Genomic DNA, 26,068 nt, shown 5'->3' on the forward strand with positions numbered 1-26,068 from the left:
TGCTCCAGCTATACCTTGCGGTCCTGTTAGATTTGGRGTYGTGAAAGTGCTACCGTCCGTATAAGTRATSGTGAAAGTGCCGTTTCCGTTATCGGTTGTGCTGGCAATTCCTTTTCCGTCTGCTCCGTTAGCACCATTGGTTCCGTTTGCTCCAGCWAYACCTTGCGGTCCTGTTAGATTTGGGGTCGTRAAAGTGCTWCCGTCCGTATAAGTGATGGTGAAAGTGCCGTTTCCGTTATCKGTTGTGCTGGCAATTCCTTTTCCKKCTGCTCCGTTAGCACCATTGGTTCCGTTTGCTCCAGCTATACCTTGCGGTCCTGTTAGATTTGGAGTTGTAAAAGTGCTTCCGTCCGTATAAGTAATCGTGAAAGTGCCGTTTCCRTTATCTGTTGTGCTGGCAATTCCTTTTCCGTCTGCTCCTTTTGCTGCAACAGATATATTTATAGTTACCGGAATACCGTTTTCATTTGTATAAGTAATCGTACCATTACCATTATCTACCAATGTAGTAATTGTCTCGGTACCTGTAGTACCCAAGCGATACCACTTATTAACGTACCAATAATAGTAACCTGGTGTAATATCGGCAATTGTTTGTGTATTAAACACCAACAAACTATTTACATTACCATTAGTAATAGTTGCTGCATCTACTGTACTTGTTAACGAAACTCTAGGAATCAAAATCCCCTTATTTACAGAAACAACATCAAGTTGAGATGACCCATTTGGTAAAATCGTCCCTATGCCGACTTGCCCATAACCACAAAAACCAATTCCTACAAAAAGAAGTAATAAGTAATAATTTCTCATAATGATAGTATTTTAAAAGAAAAGCATACTTTTAAGGAAAGTGCTTTTGAATTAGATTTTTTTTAACTTTTTTAATTTGATTAATCACAACTAATGCTTAATAAATATTAACTAATGATAAATTAATATTAGCTAATGCTAAATTAATATTTGCAAGAATTAAAGCTTGTAGAATGTTTTGCTGATCCTTGTAGAACTATATCTACAACGGCGTAGATCGCTTTTTAATAAAAAAATTATCCCGAAAAGTAATCCAAGTGTTAGAAAATAATTACTGGAAAATTTTAAAACTAGACTTCCAAACTTATATTCATAAAAAAGATTTCAATTCCGATTTAAAAAATTACAGAATTGATTCTTAGAAAGAGAATTTAAAGAAAATGGCGCATCTATGGCAGTGGCGGTGCGTTGAATTGATAATGCAAAACGACAATGTTTTTTACTGAAGATAATTCTTTCAAACCAAACAATCCTAACCCAAGTGAGTCTATCCAATCTGGTAACCACGCAGAGTAATACTGAAACACAAAAAAAGTTCCAGACAAATAAAATTCAAAAAAAAGATTCAACGCAGAGCCATCGTGCAACTATAATTAAATCAAGTAAAATGTATTTCTTCTGTATCCTCAAAATACAGTTGAAAAATTTCAATTAAATCAGCCAGATTATCAATTTCTAATTTTTCAAAGGCTCTATTTTTAAAAGTACTAACTGTAGTTTTTTTAATTTGCAGGCACTCTGATATTTCTAAGTTGCCATATCCTTTTATTAATAATCTTGCAACTTCAAGCTCCCTATTAGATAATTGTTCTAATGGATTTATTGGTTTTTTGGAGATGTAGAAATCTGAAATCCTGTCTTTAATATTTTGGTTTATATATTTCCCCGATAGAATCATACTTGTGAATGCTTTTTTCATTTCATCTTCAGAACACCCTTTATTCAGGTATCCGGAAGCTCCGGCATTTAAATATCGCATAGCATAAATATTTTCATCATAAGCTGAAAATATCAAAATTTTGATACAGGGCTGAATACTCTTTACCTCTTTAATAATATTTAAACTATTACCATCACGAAAATTGATATCTAAAACCATTAAATCAATTTTTATTTCTCTTACTACTTTAAAAATATCTTTAGTTTCTGAATGCGTAATTTTAGGGTTAAAAAATAATTCGTTAACTAATAGTGAAACCCCTTTTCTTACTATGCTTTGGTCGTCGGCAATTAAAAAACTATGTGTATTGGATAATCTCATTTTTCTTTTTATAATAAATTTAAAATTATTTGTAAAACGCCTCTTTTTACTATTAAATAGCATAATATTTACAGTATTTACGCATAACTGCAATTTAAATTGATATTTATATATTTTTTTATAATCAATTTCTATTTTAGCAACGGGTGTTTTTTGTCAGAAATCAATAACAGGAGTACTACTGACCCTAATACTATTTTATTTTTCTTCATAGATTTTAAATATTGTCTTATATATTTATTTACAAATAGTTAGTCTCCGCCTTTGATTTAAAACATCCAATAATTTCTGCTTTATTAATCACTATAAAATCATAATTAAATTTGTTTTTATTATTGGTGTTATAAGATTTTGTACCGATTAACGTAGGTTTTGAGACTTATTGTCATTTTGAATATAAAGCAAAAATATATATTTTTACCCCACAAAATTAAACCCTTACCTAAAGGTAACTACTTACTTTTAAACAACCACCCCCTATTATTTATACTATGACAGTTAAAAAAAACAAAAATGATGAAAATAAAAACATTAGAGTGGAAAAAATTATACTATGCAAAACGGAATTAATTCCAATTGTGGATGCTATTTATATCATTACTGGAAAATGGAAAATTCCGATAACAATAGCCCTTATGGAAGGTAATAAAAGGTTCGGTGAAATCATAAAAGAGATTCCTAAAATCACTTCTAAAGTACTTGCACATGAATTAAAAGTAATGGCACAAAATGGATTTGTTGAAAAAAAGGGTTATAATGAAGCCCCTGTAAGAATAGAATATGAACTTACTGAGTATAGCTGGTCTGTGAAACCCGTTATATTATCCTTAAGAGATTTTGGCATTATACACCGTGAAAAACTACGAAAAGAAAGAAATAGAGAAGAGTAAATAAATTACCCAATAATCACTTTCAGAATTGATTCCTCATAAAAAGAGATAAAATCAGACTATTCAAAAAAAATTAAACAAATCGATTAACCAGCAACTTGAATTAATTACTTTTTTGATAACGAGAACATTCTTTTTCGTTCGGTGATAAAAAGAAAGTTTTTCATAATTAGAAATGTCCTTAGTAAAATGATGCAAACAAAGACTTCAGTTTAGGTATACTTGGACTAAATGAAAGTTTTGTGAATCTGAATGAGATAATCGGTTATTAAAAATAAGGCTGTCCGAAAAGTAATTTTCGGGCAGTTTTTTTGCTTTTACTTTGCTTTTCTTTATTTTTTAAGTAGAAAAATCATGATTATCAGCCAGTTTTTAGACCTCATTCGGTTCATCAGCAAGACCTTTTTTCATTGAATCTAAAGAATTTGAATCCAGAGAATTCTGCCAAATTAATAGACAGTGTTGTTGAAAAGTTAGAAATTTCTGCTATTCTCACGCAGTTTAAAGCAGGCGGAAGATCCGGTTATATTCATCCTGGCAATTTTACTGCTGTTTTTGACTTCATAAACCTCCTATACAAGCTTATTGAAGATCATTTTAGCTCAAATTTACAGTTTTCAAGAAAGTCTCTGTAAAAAATCAAATGATATTAAACAAAAAAGAGATTGTCCTTTAGGACAACCTCTTTTGTATAAAACAAAAAAAATATTTTAATATTTTATGAAATGAAATCTATTAACAAACATAAGTCCAATTACAGGTATGGGTTTTCTATTTTGATTAACAGCATTCACTATTCCAGAAATCAAAATAATTAATATCCCAAAACACAATACTGTAAACAGCGTTGAAATAAAAGGGTCAATTGGAATTATTGGAGTAAAAAAGATACTTAGTATTACGCCCAAAACACCCAAACCAAATGATTGTTTTAAATGGTATTGCGCAAATGTAGATCTTCCGCCATTGTAATAAACAACAAAAGATATTACCCACCCTACAATAGTGAGATAACTAATAATTGAAATAGTTTTTCTGTTCATTTAATTTTTTGTTATGATAAGCCGGTTTTTGTTTCTCATTTTGTTTATATACTTTAATTAATCATTTCAAATGAAGCAATACGCACCATCTTTACTGACTTTTTTGATCTGTCTTCAATTGAAGCATCAGGGGCTTTCTTTTTAAGGCATTCAATTCCTTTGTCACGTGAAAATCTGTCTTTAAACATTTTACTTACTCCAATAATTTTTCCGTTGAAGGCTTTTAAATTAAAGTATGTTTCATTATTTAAAGATGTCTTTCGAAAAAACTTTATACTGTCCAGCGAATTACGTTTTACAGATTCGATTCCTTTTAGACACATTAATTTTCTTGTATATCCCCCACTGCTTAGAATAACTTTGCCCTTTTTGTCTATAAAATCAAACTGAAATTCTCCATTTGCCTTTTTATTAATTACAAATTTTTCCATTTTAAAATTTATTTTTTTAGTAATTGATATTAAATTTAGATTCTAAATAATAGAAGATCTAATCATTAAAAATGATTTTAAATGTTGTCCCCTTCCCTACCTCACTCTCAACAGTAACTGCTCCTTTCATAGACTCAATCTGGCTTTTTGTCATATATAGACCTATACCGTTAGCCTTTTCATGTTTATGAAATGTTTTATACATTCCAAATAACAAATGCCCATATTTTTCGAGATCAATTCCTAAACCATTATCTTTTATGGTTAACACTTTTTTTCCTTTTTCCAGGAAGAAAGTGAATTCAATTATTAGAAATTCATTAGGATTAGCATACTTTATTGCATTTGTGCATAAATTCTGCAAGATGCTTTCGAGATAAGCAGGATTAAAATTTATTGTGGTATCCTTTGGAATATTGTTTATAATAGTAGCACTATTTCTATAACTATAAGCATTAACAATATTGAGTACTCTGTTCAAATAAACGTTTAAATTCAATGGCTTAACAATAATATCAACATTATTTTCTACATTAACTATTTGAGATAAATCTTCGATTGTTTTGCTCAAATCATTGGAAACCGTACGCAGATATTTCATCATTTCGCAATTTTGATCAAAACTCTGATCCAAATCAATCATGTCCAGAAGCATTTTAAAATTTCCCGCATGTGAATTTAAATTATGAGATGCGATATGAGAAAAATTCAATAACCTATTATTTTTTTCACTGTATATCTCCATCTCTTTCATAAGTTCCAACTCTTTTTCTTTTTGAGATGAAACATCAGTGTCTATTCCATTTGAAACATCGGAAGTTGAAGTTTCAAGCGCAAACCTAAAATGCTCTTCTAAAACTTTAAGTCTCGATTCTTGGGTCTTAAAATCTGTTATATCGGTTATTTGTCCATAGAACGCAATGCTGCCATCACTATTTAATTCTCTTTTTGCTGAAATCCTGAACCAACACAATCCTTTTGTTGGCAATTGTGCCCTAAAAACCAAATTCCATCTCTTTTCTTTAATAGAATCAATTAAAGATTGCCTTACTAAACACTTGTCTTCCTGATGAATTTGATTATAAACAGAAAGTGTTGTATCCGTAAATACATCATCTGATAAAATTTCAAACATTTTATAAGCAGAATCGTTTATAAAAGGTATATCATAATTATTATCAGCTGAAATTGTCAATACAAAAAGAGCATCCTGAATTTCATCAAACAATTTAGATTTCAAACTATTAATAGTTTTTCCTTTTTTGATTTTATAAAAATCAAATTCCATACTCTTATTTTTAATATCATTCATTAAATTCTATTAGATTAGACTAATCAAAACCTGAACACATTTTCCTTTATAATCAATAGTATTATGCATTTGAATATTATATATTGTTCCTTTAAAATGAAAGTTTAATTGATATTATATTTCCAACATGATGTTTGAAGTATCAATAAAAATATATTATCCAAATCAATCAAAACATCCGATATTCTAATTACTAATATGTTTATGTCACTGTAGAAATAATAAAAAAGAAGAGATTTCATCAAGTTTTAATACCAAAAACTAAATAGCTAATTCTATCGTACACATTCTCTCTTTCCTCTCATCTGCCTGCAACAAAAAAGACCATCCTTAAAACAGAAAAATCCAGAATTAATAATTTAAAAAACACATTAAAACTAACCCATTTGCAATTTTTAATACTTTATCAATCCCTGACATTACAAAAATACTTCCAATAAAATCAATGGCTTGTAGAATGATGAGGAGTCTGTTGTAGAATTATTTCGACAACAAATAAGCTGCAATCAAATATTATTTCACAAAAAAAACAGGGATTTATAAATCCCTGTTTTTTTTGTGTAAAATCCGATAAAAATATTCTAACCCTTTATTTGATCATAAAKTAATTTAAAAGACAGTTACTTCTCATAATATAGCTGGAAAAATTTAATTAAATCGGCTAAATTGTCAATTTCCAATTTTTCAAAAATTCTGTTTTTATAAGTGCTTACCGTAGTTTTTTTAATGTTTAACAATTCTAATATTTCCAGGTTGCCATAACCCTTAATAAAAAGCTGAGCTACTTCAATTTCTCTATTCGATAGCAGATCTAATGGATTAGCAGGCTTTTTTGAAATGTAACAATCTAAAATTCTGTCTTTAATATTCTGAGTAATATATCTCCCTGATGAAATCATACTATTGATCGCATATTTTATTTCATCTTCAGAGATTTCTTTATTCAGGTATCCAGATGCTCCTGCATTCAAATATCTCATTGCGTAAATATTCTCATCGTAAACCGAAAACATTAATATTTTAATGTCTGGCTGAATTGCTTTAATTTCTGACATAACACTAATACTATTTCCTTCTGAAAAACTTACATCTAAAATCAATAAATCAATTTTAAATTCTTTCAGTACATTTAAGATATCTTTAAAATTTCCTGCCTTGTAAATTGAGGCATTTAAAAACATCTCTTTGATAATTAAAGAACCCCCCTGCCTGACAACACTATGGTCATCTGCAATTAAAAAACTATAACTATTTGGTAATATTGTCATTTATATTTCAGTAAAATTTAATGTAGAATTCATCTATTATTTAACTTTTATCTCTTTTAGAATTGCACAATACATGCAACACTTATTACATTTTTATATTCTAAACTAATTTCAGTATCAAATTAAATACAACCGTTGTTCCATTCCCTTCTTCACTTTGAATACTAATTTCTCCGCCAAATAATTCAACAATTTCTTTACATAAATTCAGCCCTAAACCAACACCCAAATCATTTACCTTTCCTGAAACAATACCCTGATAATACAACTCAAATATATTTTTTAAATCATTTTCTGAAATTCCAATCCCATTATCCTGAATTACTACTTTTAAGTTTAACTCCTTGTCCTTTATATTTTCAAGATCAATAGCAATTGAAATAAGTCCGTGGTTTGTAAATTTATTAGCGTTACCAATTATATTATAAAAGAGTTGATGAATTTTCACAGCATCTGAATAAACTTCATAGTCTGAAACTAAATTAGTATGGACTTTTATTTTATTTCCTTTGCTCTCCACTAATGAACTCATGGAAGAAATAATCTGGTTTATTTCGTTTTTTAAATAAAAATTTTTGCTTTTTAATTTAGGCGACTGATTTTCATCTTTAGAATACTCTAAAATTTGATTTGCCAAAAGAAGAAGCGAATTTGTTGTAAATTGAATCGATTCAAAGGTTTCTTTCATCTCAGTATCTTTTACAGACGAGCTAATCTTTTTACTATAAATAGAAATTATGCTTAAGGGAGATCTGATTTCATGGCTTATCATACCCACAATCCTATTTTTAAAATTCAGGCTTTGTCGAATCTGATTTTTTGCATTGGTCAATCTTTCTTCATATTCAAAAGCCATTCTCGTAAAGCTTAAAAGTATAATGGATATAATAAACATCAATACTATCACTATTGCTATCGCATAATTCCTTACTTTTTTATTGGCCTGATATTGAATCTGTAACTGAGTCTGAGCGTCTTTTTGAAGAATGTCTAAAGATTTATTATAAGTAGGTATTATTCCATCTTCCAAATTCAACAGTTCATTATTAAGCTGAATCAATTTAAGGTCTTGCTCTTTTAAACTTGTAAAAGAGTTTTTTAAATTTATAAATTGATTTTTATAATACTTATTAGTAACTGTAAACAAATTTACTATCTGATCTTCAATACTTCCAGACACTATCTTATCAGTATACTTCATTGTCACAATTATATTTAACTGTTCCTTTTGTATATTGATTTTTCCTGCTAATGCATCACCTAATCTTGAAAACAGTCCTTTTCGCGATACACTGTCAGTTTTTATATAAGACTCTATCCCAATACTATTTAAAATCTTTTTGTATTCAAATTTGTTGAGTTTAAATACTTTTGAAGGATTGTTTTTATCAAGGTTAAATTGTATCTCAATAATAGAATCAATGTCAGATTTTAAAGCTGAAATATTAGATTCTAATTGATGTTTTTCCATCAGAATCTTCATAAACTCCTTATTGTCTCTACTATTAGTAATTAGACTATCTAGTAAATAGCTCATCTCTCTTAAAGAAGCAGTATATTTTTGTAACGAAACCTGATTTTTATTACTGCTATAATTATTAAAATTCCTCTGAGATTCAATAAATGAATTATTTACTTTGCTCGTAAAATGTGATATTTTATTCAAAGAATTCATAGAATCCAAAGCTCTTGATATCTTGGATTCATTTGTTGATTCATTATACCAGACAATAACAGCAATTACTTGTAAAAAAATAACACTTGCCAGTAAAGTGTAGTGGATTATTTTTCTATACCTGAATTTTAGCTTTAATAAACTAAATGTATTATTTATTAAAAATTTTCTAATCAAAATTTATATTTTAAAATGATACAAAAAATAATGAGTTAAGAAAGTAAAAACTCATATAATTGTTGTAATTACGTATTATCATTAATGTCAAAAATTTTAACACTTTAAAAAAACTAGCTTTAAATTAAAACATCAACACTAACTTAATGACAGTAAATATTCAAAGAGATTGGGGGAGTCTTTGTAAATGAATAAATTGTCTCAAACAATTCACATAATTATAGTTCATTTTTAGAATATATTTTTAAAATAAGTTGCAAAAATACTCTGTTTAAATAAAATATTATGTAGAACATTATAAAACCAAACGTAGAATTAGTTCTACAAAATGGTTTCTTTTACTATCTAGAATTTTATAAAAAAGCAAATAAATATTTATTATCTGCTTAAAATCTTTATAAAAACTACTTCACTAAACCAGTTTAGAAATAGTTGTTTTCTAAAATTCTTAACAATTAACCTAAATCGCAATATTTGTAAAAAATTAATCTCTTTATAAAATAAAAAACAACGAACTGATTAACAAATAATTAATTTTTTGTTTTATTGACTATCTGTGACAATTAACATCCAGAATTCTGTTTACAATTTACTGCTCATTTTTTTCATTTAACATTGCTTTTTAATTTTGCCGAAAATTTTAAAATTTAATAAAATGAAAAAAAACATAATTACATTCCTTTTTGTATCTGCTGTAACCGCTTTAAACGCTCAGAATAAAATTGAAGAAACTCCAAAAAATGACTTTAACAAATGGTCTGTTGAATTAGCCGGCGGTGTTAACAAACCACAAAGACTAATGTCTCCTGGTTATTTTACTTCAACTCCAAGTCCTTACGTTGTTGATTTGGGAGTAAGATACATGTTTAACAACAAATTTGGTTTGAAAGCTGACTTTGGCTATAACAGTTTTACTGGAAAAAGCAATTCTGTAGATTTTGATACTAAATATTACAGAGCAGACCTTCAGGCTGTTGCTAACTTAGGAAGGATCATGAGTTTCGAAACCTGGACTAATACTATTGGTTTATTAGGACATGCAGGTTTTGGATTAACACAATTAGAAGATGAAAACTCTGCAATAAAAGACAGAATGGGTAATTTTATGACTGGTGTAACTGGTCAGATTAAATTATCTAACCGAATTGTTTTGACTGGAGATTTTACAACTATACTTAATGCTGCTCAGGATCGAACTTTTGATTCAGCAAGTAATACTAATTCCAGAGGATTCTCAGGAATTCTTTTTAATGGAACTGTTGGCTTAACTGTTTATTTAGGCAAAAATGAAAAACATGCAGATTGGGTTATTGACAGCGAAAATGAAGAATTGAAGAAAAAAATTGCTGATATTGAAACTTCAATGTTAGATACTGACAGAGATGGTGTTCCTGATTATTTAGATGAAGAACCAAATACTATTTCAGGTGTTATGGTTAACACTAAAGGAAAATCAATTGATGTAAATAACAACAACATACCTGATGAATTAGAAAGTTATTTATCTAAAACGTATGGAAAAAATACAGATAAGTCTCCTATTGTAAGCAATAATGATTTGGTAAAAAATCTAATCAATGATAATTACATATGTACATATTTTGATTTCGGTAAATCTAATCCAACAAACGTTTCTACAGAAGGCATCGATTTTATTTTAACTTATTTGAAAAATAATCCTGCTGCCTCAGTTGATATTATTGGTCATGCCGATGAAATAGGAAAATCAGCTAACAATGATAAATTATCCAATTCAAGAGCAAACAGTGTCAAAAATATTTTGGTAAAAGCTAACATTAATCCTTCAAGAATAAATGTTATTGCAGCAGGTGAAGACAGTTCAGTAGACAAGGATTCAGAGGGTGCCAGAAAATTGGTCAGAAGGGTAACATTTAAAGTTAAATAAGACGCTTTCAAAACATAAACAATATTTTATTATTTAATTTCGAATCATCCATAAAATGGCTTAAAAATTACCTGAGGGGGCATTAAGAAAGCTTCAGAGAAATCTGAAGCTTTTATTTTTTTCAGAACTAGTACTTGAAAGCCAAATCATATAAGAATTCAGCATCTTTTTTTAATTCCCTGCCATCGAGTAATTCAATCTACAGGAATATTTGGCGGATATATGTGGGGAAATACAAGAAAAACAGCCATCATTGGCTGGGAGGCTGCAAAAAAAAATATTGAGCAAGAAACGGATTTTTTAAAATAAGAATCAGTTGCAATTTTGCATCATAAAATTTAAAAAAATGATGACAAAATTAAAAAACAAATTAGCATTAATTACAGGTGGAACAAGCGGAATAGGAAAAGCCACAGCAATTGATTTCATAGAAAATGGAGCATCTGTAATTATAACAGGGCGATTTCAAAACACTATCGACGAAACTATAAATGAATTAGGTGAAAAAGCCACAGGCATAGTTTCTGATGCAGGGAAAATGGCAGACCTATTGCAATTAGGAGAGAAAGTAAAATTAATTGCACCTCAAATTGACATCTTGTATGTAAATGCAGGTTTTGGAAAGTATGCTTCAATTGAGCAAATAGACGAAAACCATTTTGATGAGCAGTTTAATGTAATTGTGAAAGGAACATTATTTACTGTCCAGCAAATTTTGCCGTTAATGAAAGAAGGCGGTGTTATTATTTTAAATACTTCCATTGTAACAGAAATTGGAATGCAAAATTCTTCTGTTTATTCAGCAGCAAAAGCTGCAGTTCAATCATTTGTAAAAACATTTGCATCAGAATTAGCCTCAAAAAAAATCAGAATTAATGCCGTTAGTCCAGGACCGATTGCAACTAATTATTTTGACCGTTCCAATTTAACAGCTGAACAAATACAAGGTATTTCAGGTGCAGTACTGCCACAAGTGCCGCTTGCTCGTTTCGGAAAACCTTTTGAAGTAGCAAAAGTAATTACTTTCCTGGCATCAGAAGATGCCTCTTTTATGCACGGAACAGAAATATTTGTCGATGGTGGATTTCCTAAAATCAAATAATGGAAAATATAAAAACCAAAATAATGAATATTGACTGGCAGGCAATAACAGAAGAAATGAACGATAAAGGATTTGCAATTGCTGCTGATTTATTATCAAGTGATCAATGCAATGAGATAATTGGCAATTATACAAACCTAAATGCTTACAGAAAAACGGTAGTGATGGAACGCTACCGTTTTGGTTTGGGCGAATATAAATATTTCAATTACCCATTGCCAAATCTTATTCAAAACATCAGAGAAAGCATATATCCAAAACTGGCACCTATTGCAAACTCTTGGATGAAAGTGTTAAATATTGATACAATTTTTCCAGAGACACATCAAGAACTTTTGGAACAGTGTAATGCAAATAATCAACTAAAAGCAACTGTTTTGATTTTGAAATATGGTAAAGGCGGACACAATACTCTGCACCAAGATTTGTATGGAGATGTGTATTTCCCTATTCAAACCGTTTTATTTCTTAACGAGCCAGATCAAGAATTTACAGGTGGTGAATTTGTATTGACCCAACAAATACCAAGGGCACAATCAAAAGCCATTATATTAAAACCAAAGAAAGGAGATATGCTTATTTTTACAACTAATTTTAGACCAGTAAAAGGCAGTAAAGGTTATTACCGTGTAAATATGAAACACGGAGTAAGTGAAATTCATAGTGGCGAACGTCACACTTTGGGAATTATTTTTCACGACGCATTGACTTAAAAAATGATTAAACATCTTTCAATAAACGATGATGATTTACGATATCAAATAAAGCAAAAAGAAATCTGCTTTGGCGGTAATAGCAAATTAAAAATCTATGGGACACTACAATGTAAATCTGGTAAACGGATGAAAAAGGAGAATCGTGTTTTTTTTATTTCTAAAGAAGAAGCTGTTAAAAATGGTTTTCGTCCTTGTGGGCATTGTATGAAAACCAACTATCAAGAATGGAAAAATGAATTTATTTAGCAACGAAATGGACTATACAGAAAATATATTGCCGAGTGACGGAATGGTAAATTATTTTGGAAAACTATTTACACAAAAAGAAGCTGATAATTATTTAGAATGTTTTCTTAATACTATTGAGTGGAAAAATGATGAAGCTATTATTTTAGGTAAACGTATTATTACTAAACGAAAAGTTGGTTGGTATGGAGACACTAATTTTAATTATACCTATTCCAAAACAACCAAACAGGCATTGAGCTGGACAAAAGAACTGCTGGAATTAAAAAACAGTATTGAAAATCAAACTGGAGAAAAATTTAATTCCTGTTTGCTTAATTTGTATCATAATGGAAATGAAGGAATGGCTTGGCATAGTGATGCAGAAAAAGACTTAAAAAAGAACGGAGCAATCGCTTCATTGAGCTTTGGAGCAGAACGGAAATTTGCTTTCAGGCATAAAAGAACTAAAGAAACTGTTTCATTAATTCTTGAACACGGAAGTTTATTAGTTATGAAAGACACGACTCAAACAAACTGGCTTCATAGACTACCCCCTGCAAAGCTGATCACAAAACCAAGAGTGAATTTAACTTTCAGGACAATTGACTATTGCAATGAAACTTGTTGCCGAATTTTGGCCGACAAATACTGAGCTGACAAAAATAATAGCGATTACATCCAAACAAAACGACGGAGCAATAAAGCTTCTTGAACGTGTAAATTTTATTAAAACAGCAGATCTTGAAAATGATGAAATTGAATATCTGTTTGTAAAATAACTTTTGATAAGTATAACTTATATTTAACCAATATCAGGACTTTTTTGTAGTTTCGCAGCTTAGCAGGTTTAGGTCAAACAACTAAGTAATGTTTAAAGAAAATGCAGAGCATATCAAAATAAATCAGACCATATTATGCCGCATTTAATAGGAATCATCATTTCCTTTTTTCTTTCTATCATCCTTTTTACAAAAAAAGGAAAATCACAAGCTGATCTTATTCTGTCGTTTTGGTTATTCTTCATTGGTACCCATTTGTCTTTATTTTACATTCATATTACCGGTCAATATGTTAGATTCCCATACTTCCTTGGTTTTGAAATTCCTCTACCACTAATCCATGGACCTTTTTTGTATTTATACACGAGATCTTTAACAAGTCAAAACAATAAAAATGAACATTGGCTAATCCATTTTTTGCCGTTTATTATCGCAATTGGGGTGTTGTATCAATTCTTTCTCCTTTCTTTTGATAAGAGAATCGAGGTATACATAAATGCGGGTGCTGGTTTTGAAAATATCATGAAATTGATGTACCTAGCTACATTGTTATCAGGTGTGATATATGTTATTTTATCATTGTCACTGCTGAAAGAATATTCCGCATATATTTCTAATCAGTATTCAGACCTGGAAAAAATAAATTTAAACTGGTTAAGGTATTTAATTTTTGGAATTGGCGCAATATGGATATCTGTATTTTTTGCCAATGACATTTATACCTTTACTATACTCGATATTTTCATCCTGTTTGTTGGGTATTTTGGAGTAAAGCAAGTTGGTATTTTTACAAATAGTAATATGACCAGTCAGTTAATTAATGAGAAAGAAGATGAAGTGGACGCCGCTAATATTACAGGAAAAATCAAGTATCAAAGTTCTACTGCAAATGAAACTTTACTATTAAAAATTCATCAGGATCTGCAAGACTTAATGCAGGAAGAAAAGTTATATAAGTATCCGGAACTAAATTTAGAAGAATTGGCGCAAAGATTAAATGTAAATTCCAATATTTTGTCACAAGTAATTAACTCAATTGAGAACAAAAACTTTTTCGATTATATCAATGAACTGCGAATCGCTGAATTTATAAAGATTTCAGTCCTGCAGGAGAACCAAAGATTCACCTTGCTTTCTTTAGCTTTCGAAGTAGGTTTTAATTCTAAAACCTCTTTTAACAGGAATTTCAAAAGAATAACCGGACAAACCCCAACAATGTATTTAAAGGAACAAAAAATACAGTTAAAATAAGTACCAACTTACCCTTTGGAACGATGGGATACGATGTTTAGTTCATTTTTGCAGCTTTATTAAAACTCAAAAAAATGTATCGAAACAAATTACTTTCATCCGTCCTTTTCCTCTCAATTTTTGTCTTTTCTTGCGAAAACGAAATGAAAATTGATGAGCCTGGTAACTTAGTTCCAAAAACAGTTGATCAGGATTCCAGTCTTCCTTCGATTGTGATTAATAACGCAAAACTACATGCCGAAACTTTTGGAAATCCAAACAATCCAATTATTTTCATTTTGCATGGTGGGCCTGCATCAGATTATCGATATCTGCTAAATTGCAAGGAATTTGCAGATAATGGATATTTTGTGGTCTTTTATGATCAGCGTGGAACGGGTTTATCACAACGATTTCCGCGTTCGTATTACACAAGTATTCAAACCTCTTTCGATGATCTGAGTAGTGTAATTGCCTATTACAGAAAATCCCAAGCGCAGAAAATTTTCTTATTAGGGCATTCCTGGGGCGCTATGCTGGCTGGAGCTTACATCAACCAATATCCAAATGCCGTAAATGGTGCCGTTCTGGCAGAACCTGGTGGCTTAAAATGGAAGGATATCGATGACTATGTCAAGCGCTCCCGTAAGATGGACATTACTGGAGAAGCATTAAATAATGCGATCTATATGGATCAATTTCTTACAGGTAAAGAAGATGAACATGCCGTTTTAGATTATAAATATAAATTACTGGCGTCAACTGGCGACGAAAATGCGAATGTAGGTAATGAGGGAACCCTACCTTTCTGGCGTCCAGGTTTTATATTACAGGATGTCTACTTTGACATTATTAAAAAAGAGAATTCCGATTGGACAGCCCATTTAGACCAATTTAAAACAAAAATCTTATTTATATATAGTGAGCGAAACAAAACTTATGGTTTAGTCCACGCCCAAAAAGTATCATCATCCTTTCCAAATGTTCAAATGTTTGAAACAAAAGGAGCTGGRCATGATATGCTTTCTTTTCCAACTGGCTGGAACAATACTTTTCCAACAATCCTTAACTATTTCAACGCTTTAAAATAAGCTCTACAAAGAAAACATATTCAAATGAAACATAAAATTATCATTATTATAACGGTATTATTGTACTCAATAAGCAATTACTGTCATGCGCAAAGTATAAACTGGGCGGGATTAAAAGAAGAACAGCGACACTTGATAAACCTGCAGTTAGGAATAGACTATGGTGTAATTTACGGTCTTGGTTATGGCTATCACCTCAAGTCAAAATTACCTTTAGTAATAAACGCAGAGTTTTCAATACCATCAGGAAATAAGTTTTTTGATGATTTTAAAACTAAAATCGGGATGCATGCGAAGCTGCTTAAAGTAAATAATGTTGCAGTTAGTTTAAATATTAACGGCATTTTCAGGAGGTATGAAAATACCTTGGTGAGTCTTTCAAATTTTGGAGGTTCTGCGAATATTATTATTGGTTATTACAACCCCAAATGGTATGTGAACGGAGAGTTCGGTTTTGACAAGGCAATTGTTACTCATTTTAAGCATACGGATGTTTACAAAAACAACTTTCCTGAAGTTAAAGATGGATGGTATGAAACAACAGGAGGAAATGCTCAACTTGGGATGCAGATTGGTTATTCTTTTACTAAAAGTGATATCTATTTAAAAGGAGGAAAAACTATTTCACAGGATTTTAAAACATCACCAACTATCCCTATTTATGTACAATTAGGTTACAACCTTAAACTTAAATAAGTTAAATCTAGCCTGCGAACATATATTCACTTTACATTTAGCATAGCACTTTAAAAATGACCCTATCTGGTAAACTTGCCCTTAAATAGCATATAGAAAGCCTGTAATTACAGTTACTACTATAAAGCCATCTAAGCCATTTTCTCTAGGAACTATATTATTTTCATGATTTTTCCGAATTTGACATATTTATTTTTTAATTTTGTTTTATTACATATGAATTATAGCATTCATTTTAAACAACTTAACTCTTAAATTTCTCTGTAAAAATGTTTAAAAAACTGGTGTTTTGAGTTTCATGGCAACATCGTGGCGTAATAGGTTAAAAAATTAAAAAAATGCAGGATATACGCGGGTTCTAGCTTATAAGTTCGAATCCTGCTCTCCCCACAAAAAACGTTTCAAGCAATTGAAACGTTTTTTTTTGCTTTATACTTAAAAAATCCAATCTCATTTTACAATGATATGGATCAGGAGCAAAAGCTGGGGATTAGGCAAAAAGATTGGATAATCTGAACAAGAAGAAATCCATTTTCTTTTTGAAAATCCCCGCAATGAAAATAAAATTAGAACAGTCTATCTTAGGATAACTGCTGATGGAATCCAAAGGGAAACATCCACCAAATGAAAATAGAACAGCACTCGCTGGGACCAGAAAACCGAAAGAGCTATCAGTACAAAGAAAGATGCAAGATCTCTTATTTTTTCTGGATTCACTGATTTTAAAAGTCAATGAATGCAAAACAGAAATTATCTATAGCTGCAAGCTGGTAACTTCCGAAAAGGTCATGGACTATGCACTGGGAAAGATTACTCTACGGATTAAGGTACTGAAGGAATTTCAAAGGCATAATGATGAATGACAGCCCTGTTAGGAAAATGATATGCTAAAGAGACTTTTGATCGGTTCACCATCACTAAAAATCACTTAACAACATTTATTAAATTTAATGCTGGTGATTTTGAATTTGCAGACATAAATCTTGAATTCATTAAAGACTTTGAATTTTATCTCAGATCAGTTCGTGACTGCAGTAATTATATCGCGCTTAAATACATTGCTAATTTCAAAAAAAATGTAATTCGTGCAATTGATGATCAACTTTAAATGATGAAAAATTTAAAAAATTCAGCGGAATTTTCATTTCAGGAAGTAATGAATCTTTTTCGGGAAAATGGGCTATGATAGTTATCAATATCTTGTGAGTGGAAAAATGAGGTATAATAAACTCAAAAAGGCCATTCAAGGCATTAATACAAGGATGTTGGTAAAGACTCTTAATGAACTGGAATCAAAGAAAATAGTAAAAATAAAAGCACATACAACGGTTCCTCCAACTGTGGAATACTCTTTAACGGACAAAGCTGCAAACCAAAACCTTAGGTTTTTGCTTTTGACTCGCGAAAGATAGTTGTGTGCAAAAATGACTATCATTGATCATCTTCTGTCAAAATCAATTGACCACCAAAATTCAGTTTAAAATGAACAGCAAATTTTGAAATATTATCCTTAAATTAGTTTGCTTAAATAAAATACTAAAAATCAATACTTTACAGTATAAATACATTCATTTTTAGGACGCTCTTCCTAAACTTAAACTGGGTGATCACTTACTCTGAACCTGATGGTCATATTAGACCAAAAAAAATGGTCAATTTGTCCGTTTTTCATCCACAGCACTAAATACATCAAAAAACATAGATTTAATTAAACGCTATTTGTGATTATCGATTTATTTGAATAAAAATAAAGATGTTAATAATTTTACGACATATCGTAAGTGAAAAATTCATAAACAATATTTAAATACTTGAAAATAAAACACTTACATACAAAGGCATATTCTTTGAAAATAGTATTGAAAACAATAGTATTATTATGAAATATGAAAACAGCACTTAAAAATAAATAAGTCGAATGCAAGATTATTTTTTTCTTAATCTACATTAATCGACAGCCTTTTGCACCTTGGCTAAGTTTGTAAAAGAAATTTAACAACATTTATCAAATCAAAATTAAATTGAATTGCCATTCTGATTTTGACATTTATCAACAAAAATTAATCTAAAACCATAAAAACAATGAGCACATTTAAAGTACAAGACGGAACAGAAATTTTTTACAAAGATTGGGGAACAGGACAACCAATTGTTTTTCACCACGGATGGCCATTATCTAGTGATGACTGGGATGCACAAATGATGTTTTTTCTAAAACAGGGATACAGAGTTATTGCACATGATCGTCGCGGACACGGTCGCTCTGGCCAAAGTTCAGAAGGGAACAATATGGAAACATATGCATCAGACATAGCTGAATTGACAGCAGCTCTTAACTTAAAAGATGCAATTCATGTTGGTCACTCAACCGGTGGTGGAGAAGCAATACGTTATGCCGCAAAATATGGAAAAGGACGTATTGCAAAAGCGGTAATAATTAGTGCTGTAACACCAATTATGATTCAAAATGAAACAAATCCTGAAGGTCTGCCATTAGCTGTTTTTGATGAAATAAGACAAGGAACCGGATTTAACAGAGCACAGTATTTTCATGATTTTCCTATTCCATTTTACGGATGGAACCGTGAAGGAAAATCAGTTCAGGAAGGAATTAAACACAATTGGTGGCGTCAGGGAATGATGGGTTCCGTACTTTCACATTATGAAGGAATAAAAGCTTTCTCTGAATCAGATTTTACAGAAGATCTTAAAAGTTTAGATATTCCGGTTTTGGTATTGCACGGAGAAGATGATCAAATCGTTCCTTACGGTCAGGCACCAAGAGCTGCAGCACTTTTGAAAAACGGAAAACTAATTTCGTATCCTGGATTTCCTCATGGAATGCCAACTACAGAAGCAGAAACAATCAATAACGATATTTTGGCTTTTATTAAATCATAAGCAAAATATTAAATTAATCGAAACTGCCTGTAAAGGTTCGCTTTAAAAGGCAGTTTTAAATTTTCTAATTATGAGTTCGTTTCAACAACCCGCCTTTGATACCGTTACAGAAGCTTTACAATGGCTGAATCAGCAAGGTTTTACAGAAAACTTTAATCTTGATGAAAACTGTATCCGTTATAATAATAACAAACAAACTATGTCTCCGGAAGAATTCAAAATTGAATATGTATTTCGTTTTGAAGGAGATACTGACCCTGGTGATGAAGATATTGTGTACGGAATCATATCTGAAATCTATAATATAAAAGGTGTTTTAACAAGCGCTTTTGGAATTTATGCCGACGCTGTTTCTGCAGAAATGATCAAAAAACTTTCAACACATTAATAATAATTTCAATAAGGCAATAATAATTTTACGAAATATCGTAAGAAAAAAATAGTGCTTTAAAACATAAACATCAATATAACAGCAAATTACAAACTTGGTATTTTATTGGCTTAATTAATAACATTAAATATAAAACTTATGAAACCATCAGTAAACCTATTATCTCCAGAAAACCACGCTTTAGTATTAATTGACTTCGAAGGGCAAATGGCATTTGCTACAACGAGTATTGCGTTAAGCGAATTACGTAACAATGTTGCCATCATTTGTGGTGCGTCAAAAATTTTTAATGTGCCAACAGTCGTTACAACAGTTGCAGAAGAAAGCTTTTCAGGTCCGGTATTCCCGGAAGTTGAAGAATTTTATCCAATCCCAACTTCAGGATATATTGACCGTACAACAATGAATACGTGGGAAGATGAGAATGCTTACAAAGCTATTACCGGCACAAAAAAACAAAAAATAGTACTTGCAGGATTATGGACAGGTGTCTGCATCGTTGGGCCTGCCCTATCTGCAATTGACGAAGGTTATGAAGTTTACATCATTACAGATGCTTGTGGAGACGTAAGCAAAGAAGCTCACGAACGCGCGATACAAAGAATGATACAAGCAGGCGCAAAACCAATAACTTCGATCCAATATTTGTTAGAACTTCAAAGAGACTGGGCACGTCAGGAAACGTATGTTCCGGTAACGAATTTAATGAAAAAACACGGTGGTTCTTACGGTTTAGGCATTCATTATGCGCATAATATGTTGAAACACTAATTCAACTTTTTCATTCATTTTATTATAAATCTCTCACGCTTCATTATGTTGGAATCATCAAAATCCATATTGCAAAAAAAGAACTTCGGAATCATCATAATGTGTTTTCTTTTACTAGGAAGCATTGCATCGGCACAAAATTTTAAACTTTTGCGCTATGACGAAAACTACGAATTTCTAAAAGATTCGAGCAGAAACTTTTATCAGAATTTAAAATTCATTCCTTTAAACAAAGAGAAAGATTTTTATATGTCTCTTGGAGGTGAAGCCCGATATGAATATGTCGATTTCAACAATGAAGACTGGGGAAGACTTAATATTGGCCACAACAACTTTTTATTGCAGCGTTACGATCTTCATGCCGATCTTTATTTAGGAAAAACCTTTAGAGTATTTGCACAATTACGAAGTGCCTTACAAGACGGACGAATCAACGGTCCGCGTGGTATTGACAAAGATCAATTGAATGTTCAGAATCTTTTTTTAGACGTCAATTTATATCAGAAAGAAGATAAAAAGCTAACTATTCGTGCCGGAAGACAAGAATTAGATTATGGTTCCGGAAGATTGATTTCGGTTAGAGAAGGTCCAAATGCGAGACTTTATTTTACAGGGGGAAAAATAATGTACTCCTCTGCCCGATTCTCAATTGATGGATTTGCCATGATGGCGGATACCGTTTACACAGGAGTTTTTGATAATAAAATGTCGAAACAGCTTAATCTTTGGGGAGTTTATTCTAAAATAATATTTCCAAAAGCAGGAAATCTTGATCTTTATTACCTCGGATTCAGGAGAGACGAATCGCTGTTTGAAGAAGGAATCGCTCCGGAAAAACGACATACCATTGGCACAAGATTTTGGAAATATGGCGGTGGTTTTATTTATAATCTGGAAGCGGCAGATCAATTTGGTTCTTTTGGTTCTGGCGACATAAATGCGTGGACTGGATCGATTGATATAGGCTATTCTTTTGAAAACGTGAAATTTAAGCCCACAATAAATCTGCGAAATGATTATATTTCAGGTGATAAAAAAGAAGGTAACGGAAGTCTGCAAACGTTCAATCCGTTATATCCAAAAGGAGGGTATTTTGGTTTTAGTCCGCAAGTGGGCCCGGTAAACCTTATAGATATTCATCCTTACGCCACCATGGATTTATTACCACAGTTAAAGATGCAGCTCGATGTGGTTTTTAACTGGAGATATTCACTGCAGGATGGTGTTTACAGACCAAGTGGCACACTAAACCTTCGCGGAAGTTCTTCGACAGAACGCTATATCGGGACAGCTTATCTTGCCAATTTTACTTATAGCGTAAACAAATATATTTCTGTTGTAAGCGGTATTCAATATTTTAAAACTGGTGCCTTTATCGACGATATCATTCCAAATTCTAAAGATGGCGTTTTTTTTAATGCCAGACTAGGATTTAAATTTTAAAAACAATTAATTTAAACACATAGAAACATAGATTTTGAAACCGCATAAAAGGCGTTTCACTTGCCTTAATACACATAGCTATGTGTGAGAAACTAGTTTCTTTTTATATTCTTTTTTATTCATTTCAGAATATAAATCTATGTTTCTATGTGTTAAAAAAAATTCACGATTACACTGATTACACTAACGTTACCTAAAATTCACAACTATGAAAAATTTATCGATTTTCTCAAAATACAGACTTAGATATACTGCTCAAATTCTTTTTATAACAATATTTGCAAATACTGCTTTAGCACAAACTGCTTCTCTTGGAACTACTGTTACTTGGGGAAAAGTAGACGGAGTTGCCGTAAACGGATTGGTTCAGGGACCATCTGCAGCCGAAGCCGATTTACAAGTTGCCTGTGTTTTTGAATACACAGAAGGTGATATTTTTAACCCTCCTGCCCTTCCTGCAAACCTAAACGGAATGGTACATTTGGATGATGCCTTAAAAGGAATTATTACTGAATTACGCAAAAACGGAAAATTTACAGGTCATTCACTTGAAACTTTACTGATTACACCTCCAAAAGGTACCTTGGCAGCCAAACAATTATTACTTATTGGTCTTGGTGACCGCAATAAATTCACACCTGATTTAATGATTAGTGTAGGAAGTACTGCAATGCGCGAAGCACTGCGTTTAGGTGTTAGTAACTATTCTTTTGCAAGTGATATCAAAGATGCGGGAGTCGATTCTCCAACCGCTTTAGTAGCTGCAAATGTAGTTTTGGGTTCTTTTGAAGCTTATAGAACTCAAACCTATTTAAAAGATAAAAAATTATCAGATTATAAGCCATTAACCAAAATTATTCTGCTTGCCGGACCAGCATTTTATAATGTTGCGGGCGAAGGAATAAAAGAAGCCATTGCTAAACTTAACGCTAAATAACTGAATTATGAAAGCAGATCTCATTTTATTCAACGGTAAAATTCATAGTTTCAATGCCAAAACACCAAATGTTACGGCCGTTGCCATCAAAGACGGAAAATTTATTGCAGTTGGAAGTGACAGCAACGTAATGGAATTTGCATCTGAGGAAACCAAAATAATCGACCTTCAACATAAAACTGTGGTTCCGGGAATCAACGATTCGCACATTCATCTTATTCGAGGCGGTTTAAACTATAATTTAGAATTGCGCTGGGATGGCGTCCCTTCGCTTGCAGATGCGCTTAGAATGCTAAAAGAACAAGTTGATCGTACTCCAAATCCGCAATGGGTTCGTGTTGTTGGAGGCTGGTCTGAGTTTCAATTTGCTGAACGCCGAATGCCAACTTTAGAAGAAATAAATGCAATTGCTCCTGAAACTCCGGTTTTTATTCTGCATTTATACGATCGCGCTATTATGAACAGAGCCGCACTAAAAGCGGTTGGTTATACTAAAAATACGCCGGCACCTCCGGGAGGACAAATTGAAAGAGATTCTAATGGAGAACCAACCGGACTTATTATCGCCACACCAAATGCCATGATTTTATATTCGACTTTGGCAAAAGGCCCAACGCTTTCTTACGAACATCAAATCAATTCTACCCGTCATTTCATGAAAGAATTGAATCGTTTTGGGATTACAAGTGTTATTGATGCCGGAGGAGGTTTTCAGAATTTTCCCGACGATTATAAAGTAGTCAACGAATTGAATGAAAAGAAACAATTAACGGTTAGAATCGCCTATAATCTTTTTACTCAAAAACCAAAAAACGAATTTGAAGATTTTGAGGATTGGATTGATACTGTAAAACTATATCAGGGAGATGATATGTACCGCCATAATGGTGCCGGTGAAATGTTAGTTTTTTCTGCAGCCGATTTTGAAGATTTCCTGCAGCCAAGACCAGATCTTCCTGAAAACATGGAAGCAGAACTGGAAAAAGTAGTTCGTCTTTTGGTAGAAAACCGCTGGCCGTTTCGACTTCATGCAACTTACAATGAAAGCATTACAAGGTTTTTAAATGTATTTGAAAAGATCAATCAGGAAATTCCGTTTAACGGATTACCGTGGATATTCGATCACGCCGAAACAATTGACGAACGTAATATTGAACGTGTCAAAAATTTAGGTGGCGGTATCGCTGTACAAAGCCGAATGGCGTATCAAGGCGAATATTTCACAGACAGATACGGAGCAAAAGCTGCAGAAAATACTCCGCCAATTAAAAAAATGCTCCAAATGGAAGTTCCTGTTGGAGGAGGTTCTGATGCAACGAGAGTTAGCAGTTATAATCCATGGGTTTCAATGTATTGGATGACCGTAGGAAAAACTGTTGGAGGTTTACAATTATATAACGAAAGCAGATTAAGCAGAAAAACGGCTTTAGAATTGTACACCAGAGGCAGTGCCTGGTTTTCGCAGGAACAAACAAAAAAAGGAGACATCAGAACAGGAATGTTTGCTGATCTCGTAGTTTTAGACCGCGATTATTTTTCAATTGATGACGAAGACATTAAAAAAATCGAAGCTGATTTGACTATTGTCGACGGAAAAATTGTCTATGCAAATGGTGATTTCTCTTCTTTTTCTCCACCACATATTCCGATTTTACCAGATTGGTCACCAACAAATATCTATAACGGATATCCGGCTAGAAGTAATTTTCAGAGCACTATCGAAAAAAATTCGAAAGCAACGGCAAAACCCGGCTTAACTTCTCAAATACACAGTTGCAGCGGAAGCTGTGATGTTCACGCTCACAGCCACGACATTGCCAGAATGAGCAACGTGCCGGTAAATAACTATAATGCATTTTGGGGCGCACTTGGGTGTTCTTGCTTTGCATTCTAAATTAAAAGAAATGACTGAGATTATAAAACAAATCCTTTATTCTGATTTAGGATCATCCTTCAATAATACAGCTCTTTTAGTTTTTAGAGTACTGCTTGCCGTTGAACTTTTTAGAGTACACGGAATGAAGAAATTCAGAATCGAAAACGGACAAAGAGAACAAGTCCCCAATCCGCTGCATTTACCGGAAAAATTAAACGGATTAGTCGCTACTTTTTCTGATACTGTAGTTCCATTTCTAATAATTCTCGGACTCGGAACCCGGCTTGTTGTATTACCAACCATTGGCGTTACAGCCATAGGTTATTTTGTTGTACACAGAAAAGATTCCCTCGAAGTACGCGACGTTCCTTATATGTACACATTATCTCTACTATTAATTCTTGCGCTAGGAGCAGGAAAATATTCACTTGATTATTACTTATTAACATTCCTAAACAATTAATTTAAACACATAGAAACATAGTTTTTTGACCGCATAAAGAGGCGTTTCACTTGCATTAATACACATAGCTATGTGTGAGAAACTAGTTTCTTTCATTATCTTTTTTCAAAATCAAAGAAAATCTATGTTTCTATGTGTTTAATATATTCATAATTACCATAACATATTATTTATTAAACTTTATTTAAAATGAAAGCAAACATCGGAATCAAACAAGAAAGCATTACAAAAGTAGTGGATGTATTAACAAAAGTTCTGGCTGACGAATTTGTACTTTATACGAAAACCAAAAAAGCACACTGGAATGTAGAAGGATCTGATTTTTACAACAAACACCTTTTCTTTCAACAGCAATATGAAGCATTAGACGAAATTGTGGATGCTGTTRCAGAAAGAATCAGAACTTTAGGTCATTATGCAGCAGGAACATTAAAAGAATATCTGGCGCTAACTCATCTAACAGAAGAATCCAGAGAGAAAAATGACAGTATTGGTTACATCAAAGAATTACTTCTGGACCATGAAAGCGTTTTGATACACTTACGTAAAAACATCGATCATTTTGCGACAGAATTACAAGATGCCGGAACCAGTGATTTCATTACAGGGCTTTTAGAAAATCATGAAAAAATGGCGTGGATGCTTCGCGCTCACCTGAAATAAAAACA

General features: G+C 32.0%; 24 protein-coding genes and 3 pseudogenes. 20 read left to right on the forward strand and 7 right to left on the reverse strand.

The genetic code is table 11. The annotated features are described in order from the left end of the window. Positions 1 to 813 (reverse strand): annotated as a pseudogene (locus tag AC1DVP_RS16160) (hypothetical protein); the annotation flags it as partial. Between the two features lie 598 nt (positions 814 to 1,411). Continuing rightward, positions 1,412 to 2,074, reverse strand: a complete 663-nt coding sequence (locus AC1DVP_RS16165; RefSeq protein ID WP_477184520.1) for a response regulator — start codon at positions 2,072 to 2,074, stop codon at positions 1,412 to 1,414. A gap of 491 nt (positions 2,075 to 2,565) precedes the next feature. Between AC1DVP_RS16165 and AC1DVP_RS16170 the strand changes: the two genes are divergently transcribed. Beyond that, positions 2,566 to 2,964 carry a winged helix-turn-helix transcriptional regulator gene (locus AC1DVP_RS16170; protein WP_477184521.1) on the forward strand — a complete coding sequence of 133 codons (399 nt, stop codon included), beginning with the start codon at positions 2,566 to 2,568 and terminating at the stop codon, positions 2,962 to 2,964. Between the two features lie 710 nt (positions 2,965 to 3,674). On the opposite strand, the gene AC1DVP_RS16175 is transcribed toward AC1DVP_RS16170, so the two are convergent. The 5 genes from AC1DVP_RS16175 to AC1DVP_RS16195 all read right to left on the reverse strand — a co-directional run bounded on the left by AC1DVP_RS16175 (position 3,675) and on the right by AC1DVP_RS16195 (position 8,870). After that, positions 3,675 to 4,007, reverse strand: coding sequence for a DUF4870 domain-containing protein (locus tag AC1DVP_RS16175; RefSeq protein WP_477184522.1), 333 nt, complete (start codon positions 4,005 to 4,007; stop codon positions 3,675 to 3,677). A 53-nt stretch (positions 4,008 to 4,060) separates the two neighbouring features. Beyond that, a complete protein-coding gene (locus AC1DVP_RS16180) occupies positions 4,061 to 4,438 on the reverse strand; it encodes a YegP family protein (RefSeq protein ID WP_477184523.1) in 378 nt (125 codons plus the stop codon). 58 nt (positions 4,439 to 4,496) lie between these two features. Continuing rightward, a complete protein-coding gene (locus tag AC1DVP_RS16185; RefSeq protein ID WP_477184524.1) occupies positions 4,497 to 5,726 on the reverse strand; it encodes a PAS domain-containing sensor histidine kinase in 1,230 nt (409 codons plus the stop codon). 644 nt (positions 5,727 to 6,370) lie between these two features. Then, a complete protein-coding gene (locus AC1DVP_RS16190) occupies positions 6,371 to 7,018 on the reverse strand; it encodes a response regulator (protein WP_477184525.1) in 648 nt (215 codons plus the stop codon). A 100-nt stretch (positions 7,019 to 7,118) separates the two neighbouring features. After that, positions 7,119 to 8,870 carry a sensor histidine kinase gene (locus AC1DVP_RS16195; RefSeq protein ID WP_477184526.1) on the reverse strand — a complete coding sequence of 584 codons (1,752 nt, stop codon included), beginning with the start codon at positions 8,868 to 8,870 and terminating at the stop codon, positions 7,119 to 7,121. Between the two features lie 655 nt (positions 8,871 to 9,525). Between AC1DVP_RS16195 and AC1DVP_RS16200 the strand changes: the two genes are divergently transcribed. The 19 genes and pseudogenes from AC1DVP_RS16200 (at position 9,526) to AC1DVP_RS16290 (ending at position 26,063) form a co-directional block, all read left to right on the forward strand. Beyond that, entirely contained in the window at positions 9,526 to 10,776 is a 1,251-nt protein-coding gene (locus AC1DVP_RS16200; protein ID WP_477184527.1) for an OmpA family protein, read from the forward strand. A gap of 168 nt (positions 10,777 to 10,944) precedes the next feature. Further along, positions 10,945 to 11,085, forward strand: a pseudogene (locus tag AC1DVP_RS16205) (MGMT family protein); the annotation flags it as partial. Between the two features lie 40 nt (positions 11,086 to 11,125). Beyond that, entirely contained in the window at positions 11,126 to 11,878 is a 753-nt protein-coding gene (locus AC1DVP_RS16210) for an SDR family oxidoreductase (RefSeq protein ID WP_477184602.1), read from the forward strand. Continuing rightward, positions 11,878 to 12,591: a 2OG-Fe(II) oxygenase gene (locus tag AC1DVP_RS16215; RefSeq protein WP_477184528.1), complete on the forward strand. Its 714-nt coding sequence runs from the start codon at positions 11,878 to 11,880 to the stop codon at positions 12,589 to 12,591. Before AC1DVP_RS16210 ends, AC1DVP_RS16215 begins: the two co-directional genes overlap by 1 nt. A 3-nt stretch (positions 12,592 to 12,594) precedes the next feature. After that, on the forward strand, positions 12,595 to 12,840 hold the full coding sequence (locus AC1DVP_RS16220; protein ID WP_477184529.1) for an Ada metal-binding domain-containing protein: 246 nt from the start codon (positions 12,595 to 12,597) through the stop codon (positions 12,838 to 12,840). Then, entirely contained in the window at positions 12,827 to 13,474 is a 648-nt protein-coding gene (locus tag AC1DVP_RS16225) for an alpha-ketoglutarate-dependent dioxygenase AlkB family protein (protein ID WP_477184530.1), read from the forward strand. Before AC1DVP_RS16220 ends, AC1DVP_RS16225 begins: the two co-directional genes overlap by 14 nt. A gap of 262 nt (positions 13,475 to 13,736) precedes the next feature. Further along, the gene (locus AC1DVP_RS16230) at positions 13,737 to 14,852 is read left to right on the forward strand and encodes a helix-turn-helix domain-containing protein (RefSeq protein ID WP_477184531.1); all 1,116 of its coding nucleotides are present in this window, start codon (positions 13,737 to 13,739) and stop codon (positions 14,850 to 14,852) included. Positions 14,853 to 14,926: 74 nt separating this feature from the next. After that, positions 14,927 to 15,922 carry an alpha/beta fold hydrolase gene (locus tag AC1DVP_RS16235; protein ID WP_477184532.1) on the forward strand — a complete coding sequence of 332 codons (996 nt, stop codon included), beginning with the start codon at positions 14,927 to 14,929 and terminating at the stop codon, positions 15,920 to 15,922. A gap of 24 nt (positions 15,923 to 15,946) precedes the next feature. Next, complete coding sequence (locus AC1DVP_RS16240; protein ID WP_477184533.1) at positions 15,947 to 16,618, forward strand: hypothetical protein; 672 nt, start codon at positions 15,947 to 15,949, stop codon at positions 16,616 to 16,618. Between the two features lie 901 nt (positions 16,619 to 17,519). Then, positions 17,520 to 17,726, forward strand: a pseudogene (locus tag AC1DVP_RS16245) (phage integrase SAM-like domain-containing protein); the annotation flags it as partial. Positions 17,727 to 17,793: 67 nt separating this feature from the next. Further along, a complete protein-coding gene (locus tag AC1DVP_RS16250) occupies positions 17,794 to 18,030 on the forward strand; it encodes a winged helix-turn-helix transcriptional regulator (RefSeq protein WP_477184534.1) in 237 nt (78 codons plus the stop codon). 670 nt (positions 18,031 to 18,700) lie between these two features. Further along, entirely contained in the window at positions 18,701 to 19,519 is an 819-nt protein-coding gene (locus AC1DVP_RS16255; RefSeq protein WP_477184535.1) for an alpha/beta fold hydrolase, read from the forward strand. 70 nt (positions 19,520 to 19,589) lie between these two features. Continuing rightward, the gene (locus tag AC1DVP_RS16260) at positions 19,590 to 19,907 is read left to right on the forward strand and encodes a phosphoribosylpyrophosphate synthetase (RefSeq protein WP_477184536.1); all 318 of its coding nucleotides are present in this window, start codon (positions 19,590 to 19,592) and stop codon (positions 19,905 to 19,907) included. A gap of 141 nt (positions 19,908 to 20,048) precedes the next feature. Beyond that, positions 20,049 to 20,681 (forward strand): hydrolase, encoded by a 633-nt coding sequence (locus tag AC1DVP_RS16265; RefSeq protein WP_477184537.1) that lies wholly within the window; start codon positions 20,049 to 20,051, stop codon positions 20,679 to 20,681. Between the two features lie 99 nt (positions 20,682 to 20,780). Further along, a complete protein-coding gene (locus tag AC1DVP_RS16270) occupies positions 20,781 to 22,124 on the forward strand; it encodes an alginate export family protein (RefSeq protein ID WP_477184538.1) in 1,344 nt (447 codons plus the stop codon). Between the two features lie 208 nt (positions 22,125 to 22,332). After that, complete coding sequence (locus AC1DVP_RS16275) at positions 22,333 to 23,061, forward strand: M17 family peptidase N-terminal domain-containing protein (protein ID WP_477184539.1); 729 nt, start codon at positions 22,333 to 22,335, stop codon at positions 23,059 to 23,061. Positions 23,062 to 23,068: 7 nt separating this feature from the next. Then, positions 23,069 to 24,955 carry an amidohydrolase gene (locus AC1DVP_RS16280; protein ID WP_477184540.1) on the forward strand — a complete coding sequence of 629 codons (1,887 nt, stop codon included), beginning with the start codon at positions 23,069 to 23,071 and terminating at the stop codon, positions 24,953 to 24,955. Between the two features lie 10 nt (positions 24,956 to 24,965). Then, positions 24,966 to 25,400 (forward strand): DoxX family protein, encoded by a 435-nt coding sequence (locus tag AC1DVP_RS16285; RefSeq protein ID WP_477184541.1) that lies wholly within the window; start codon positions 24,966 to 24,968, stop codon positions 25,398 to 25,400. A gap of 189 nt (positions 25,401 to 25,589) precedes the next feature. After that, a complete protein-coding gene (locus tag AC1DVP_RS16290) occupies positions 25,590 to 26,063 on the forward strand; it encodes a Dps family protein (protein WP_477184542.1) in 474 nt (157 codons plus the stop codon). Positions 26,064 to 26,068: the final 5 nt, after the last annotated feature.

The organism is Flavobacterium sp. P3_A6 (genome assembly GCF_056403035.1).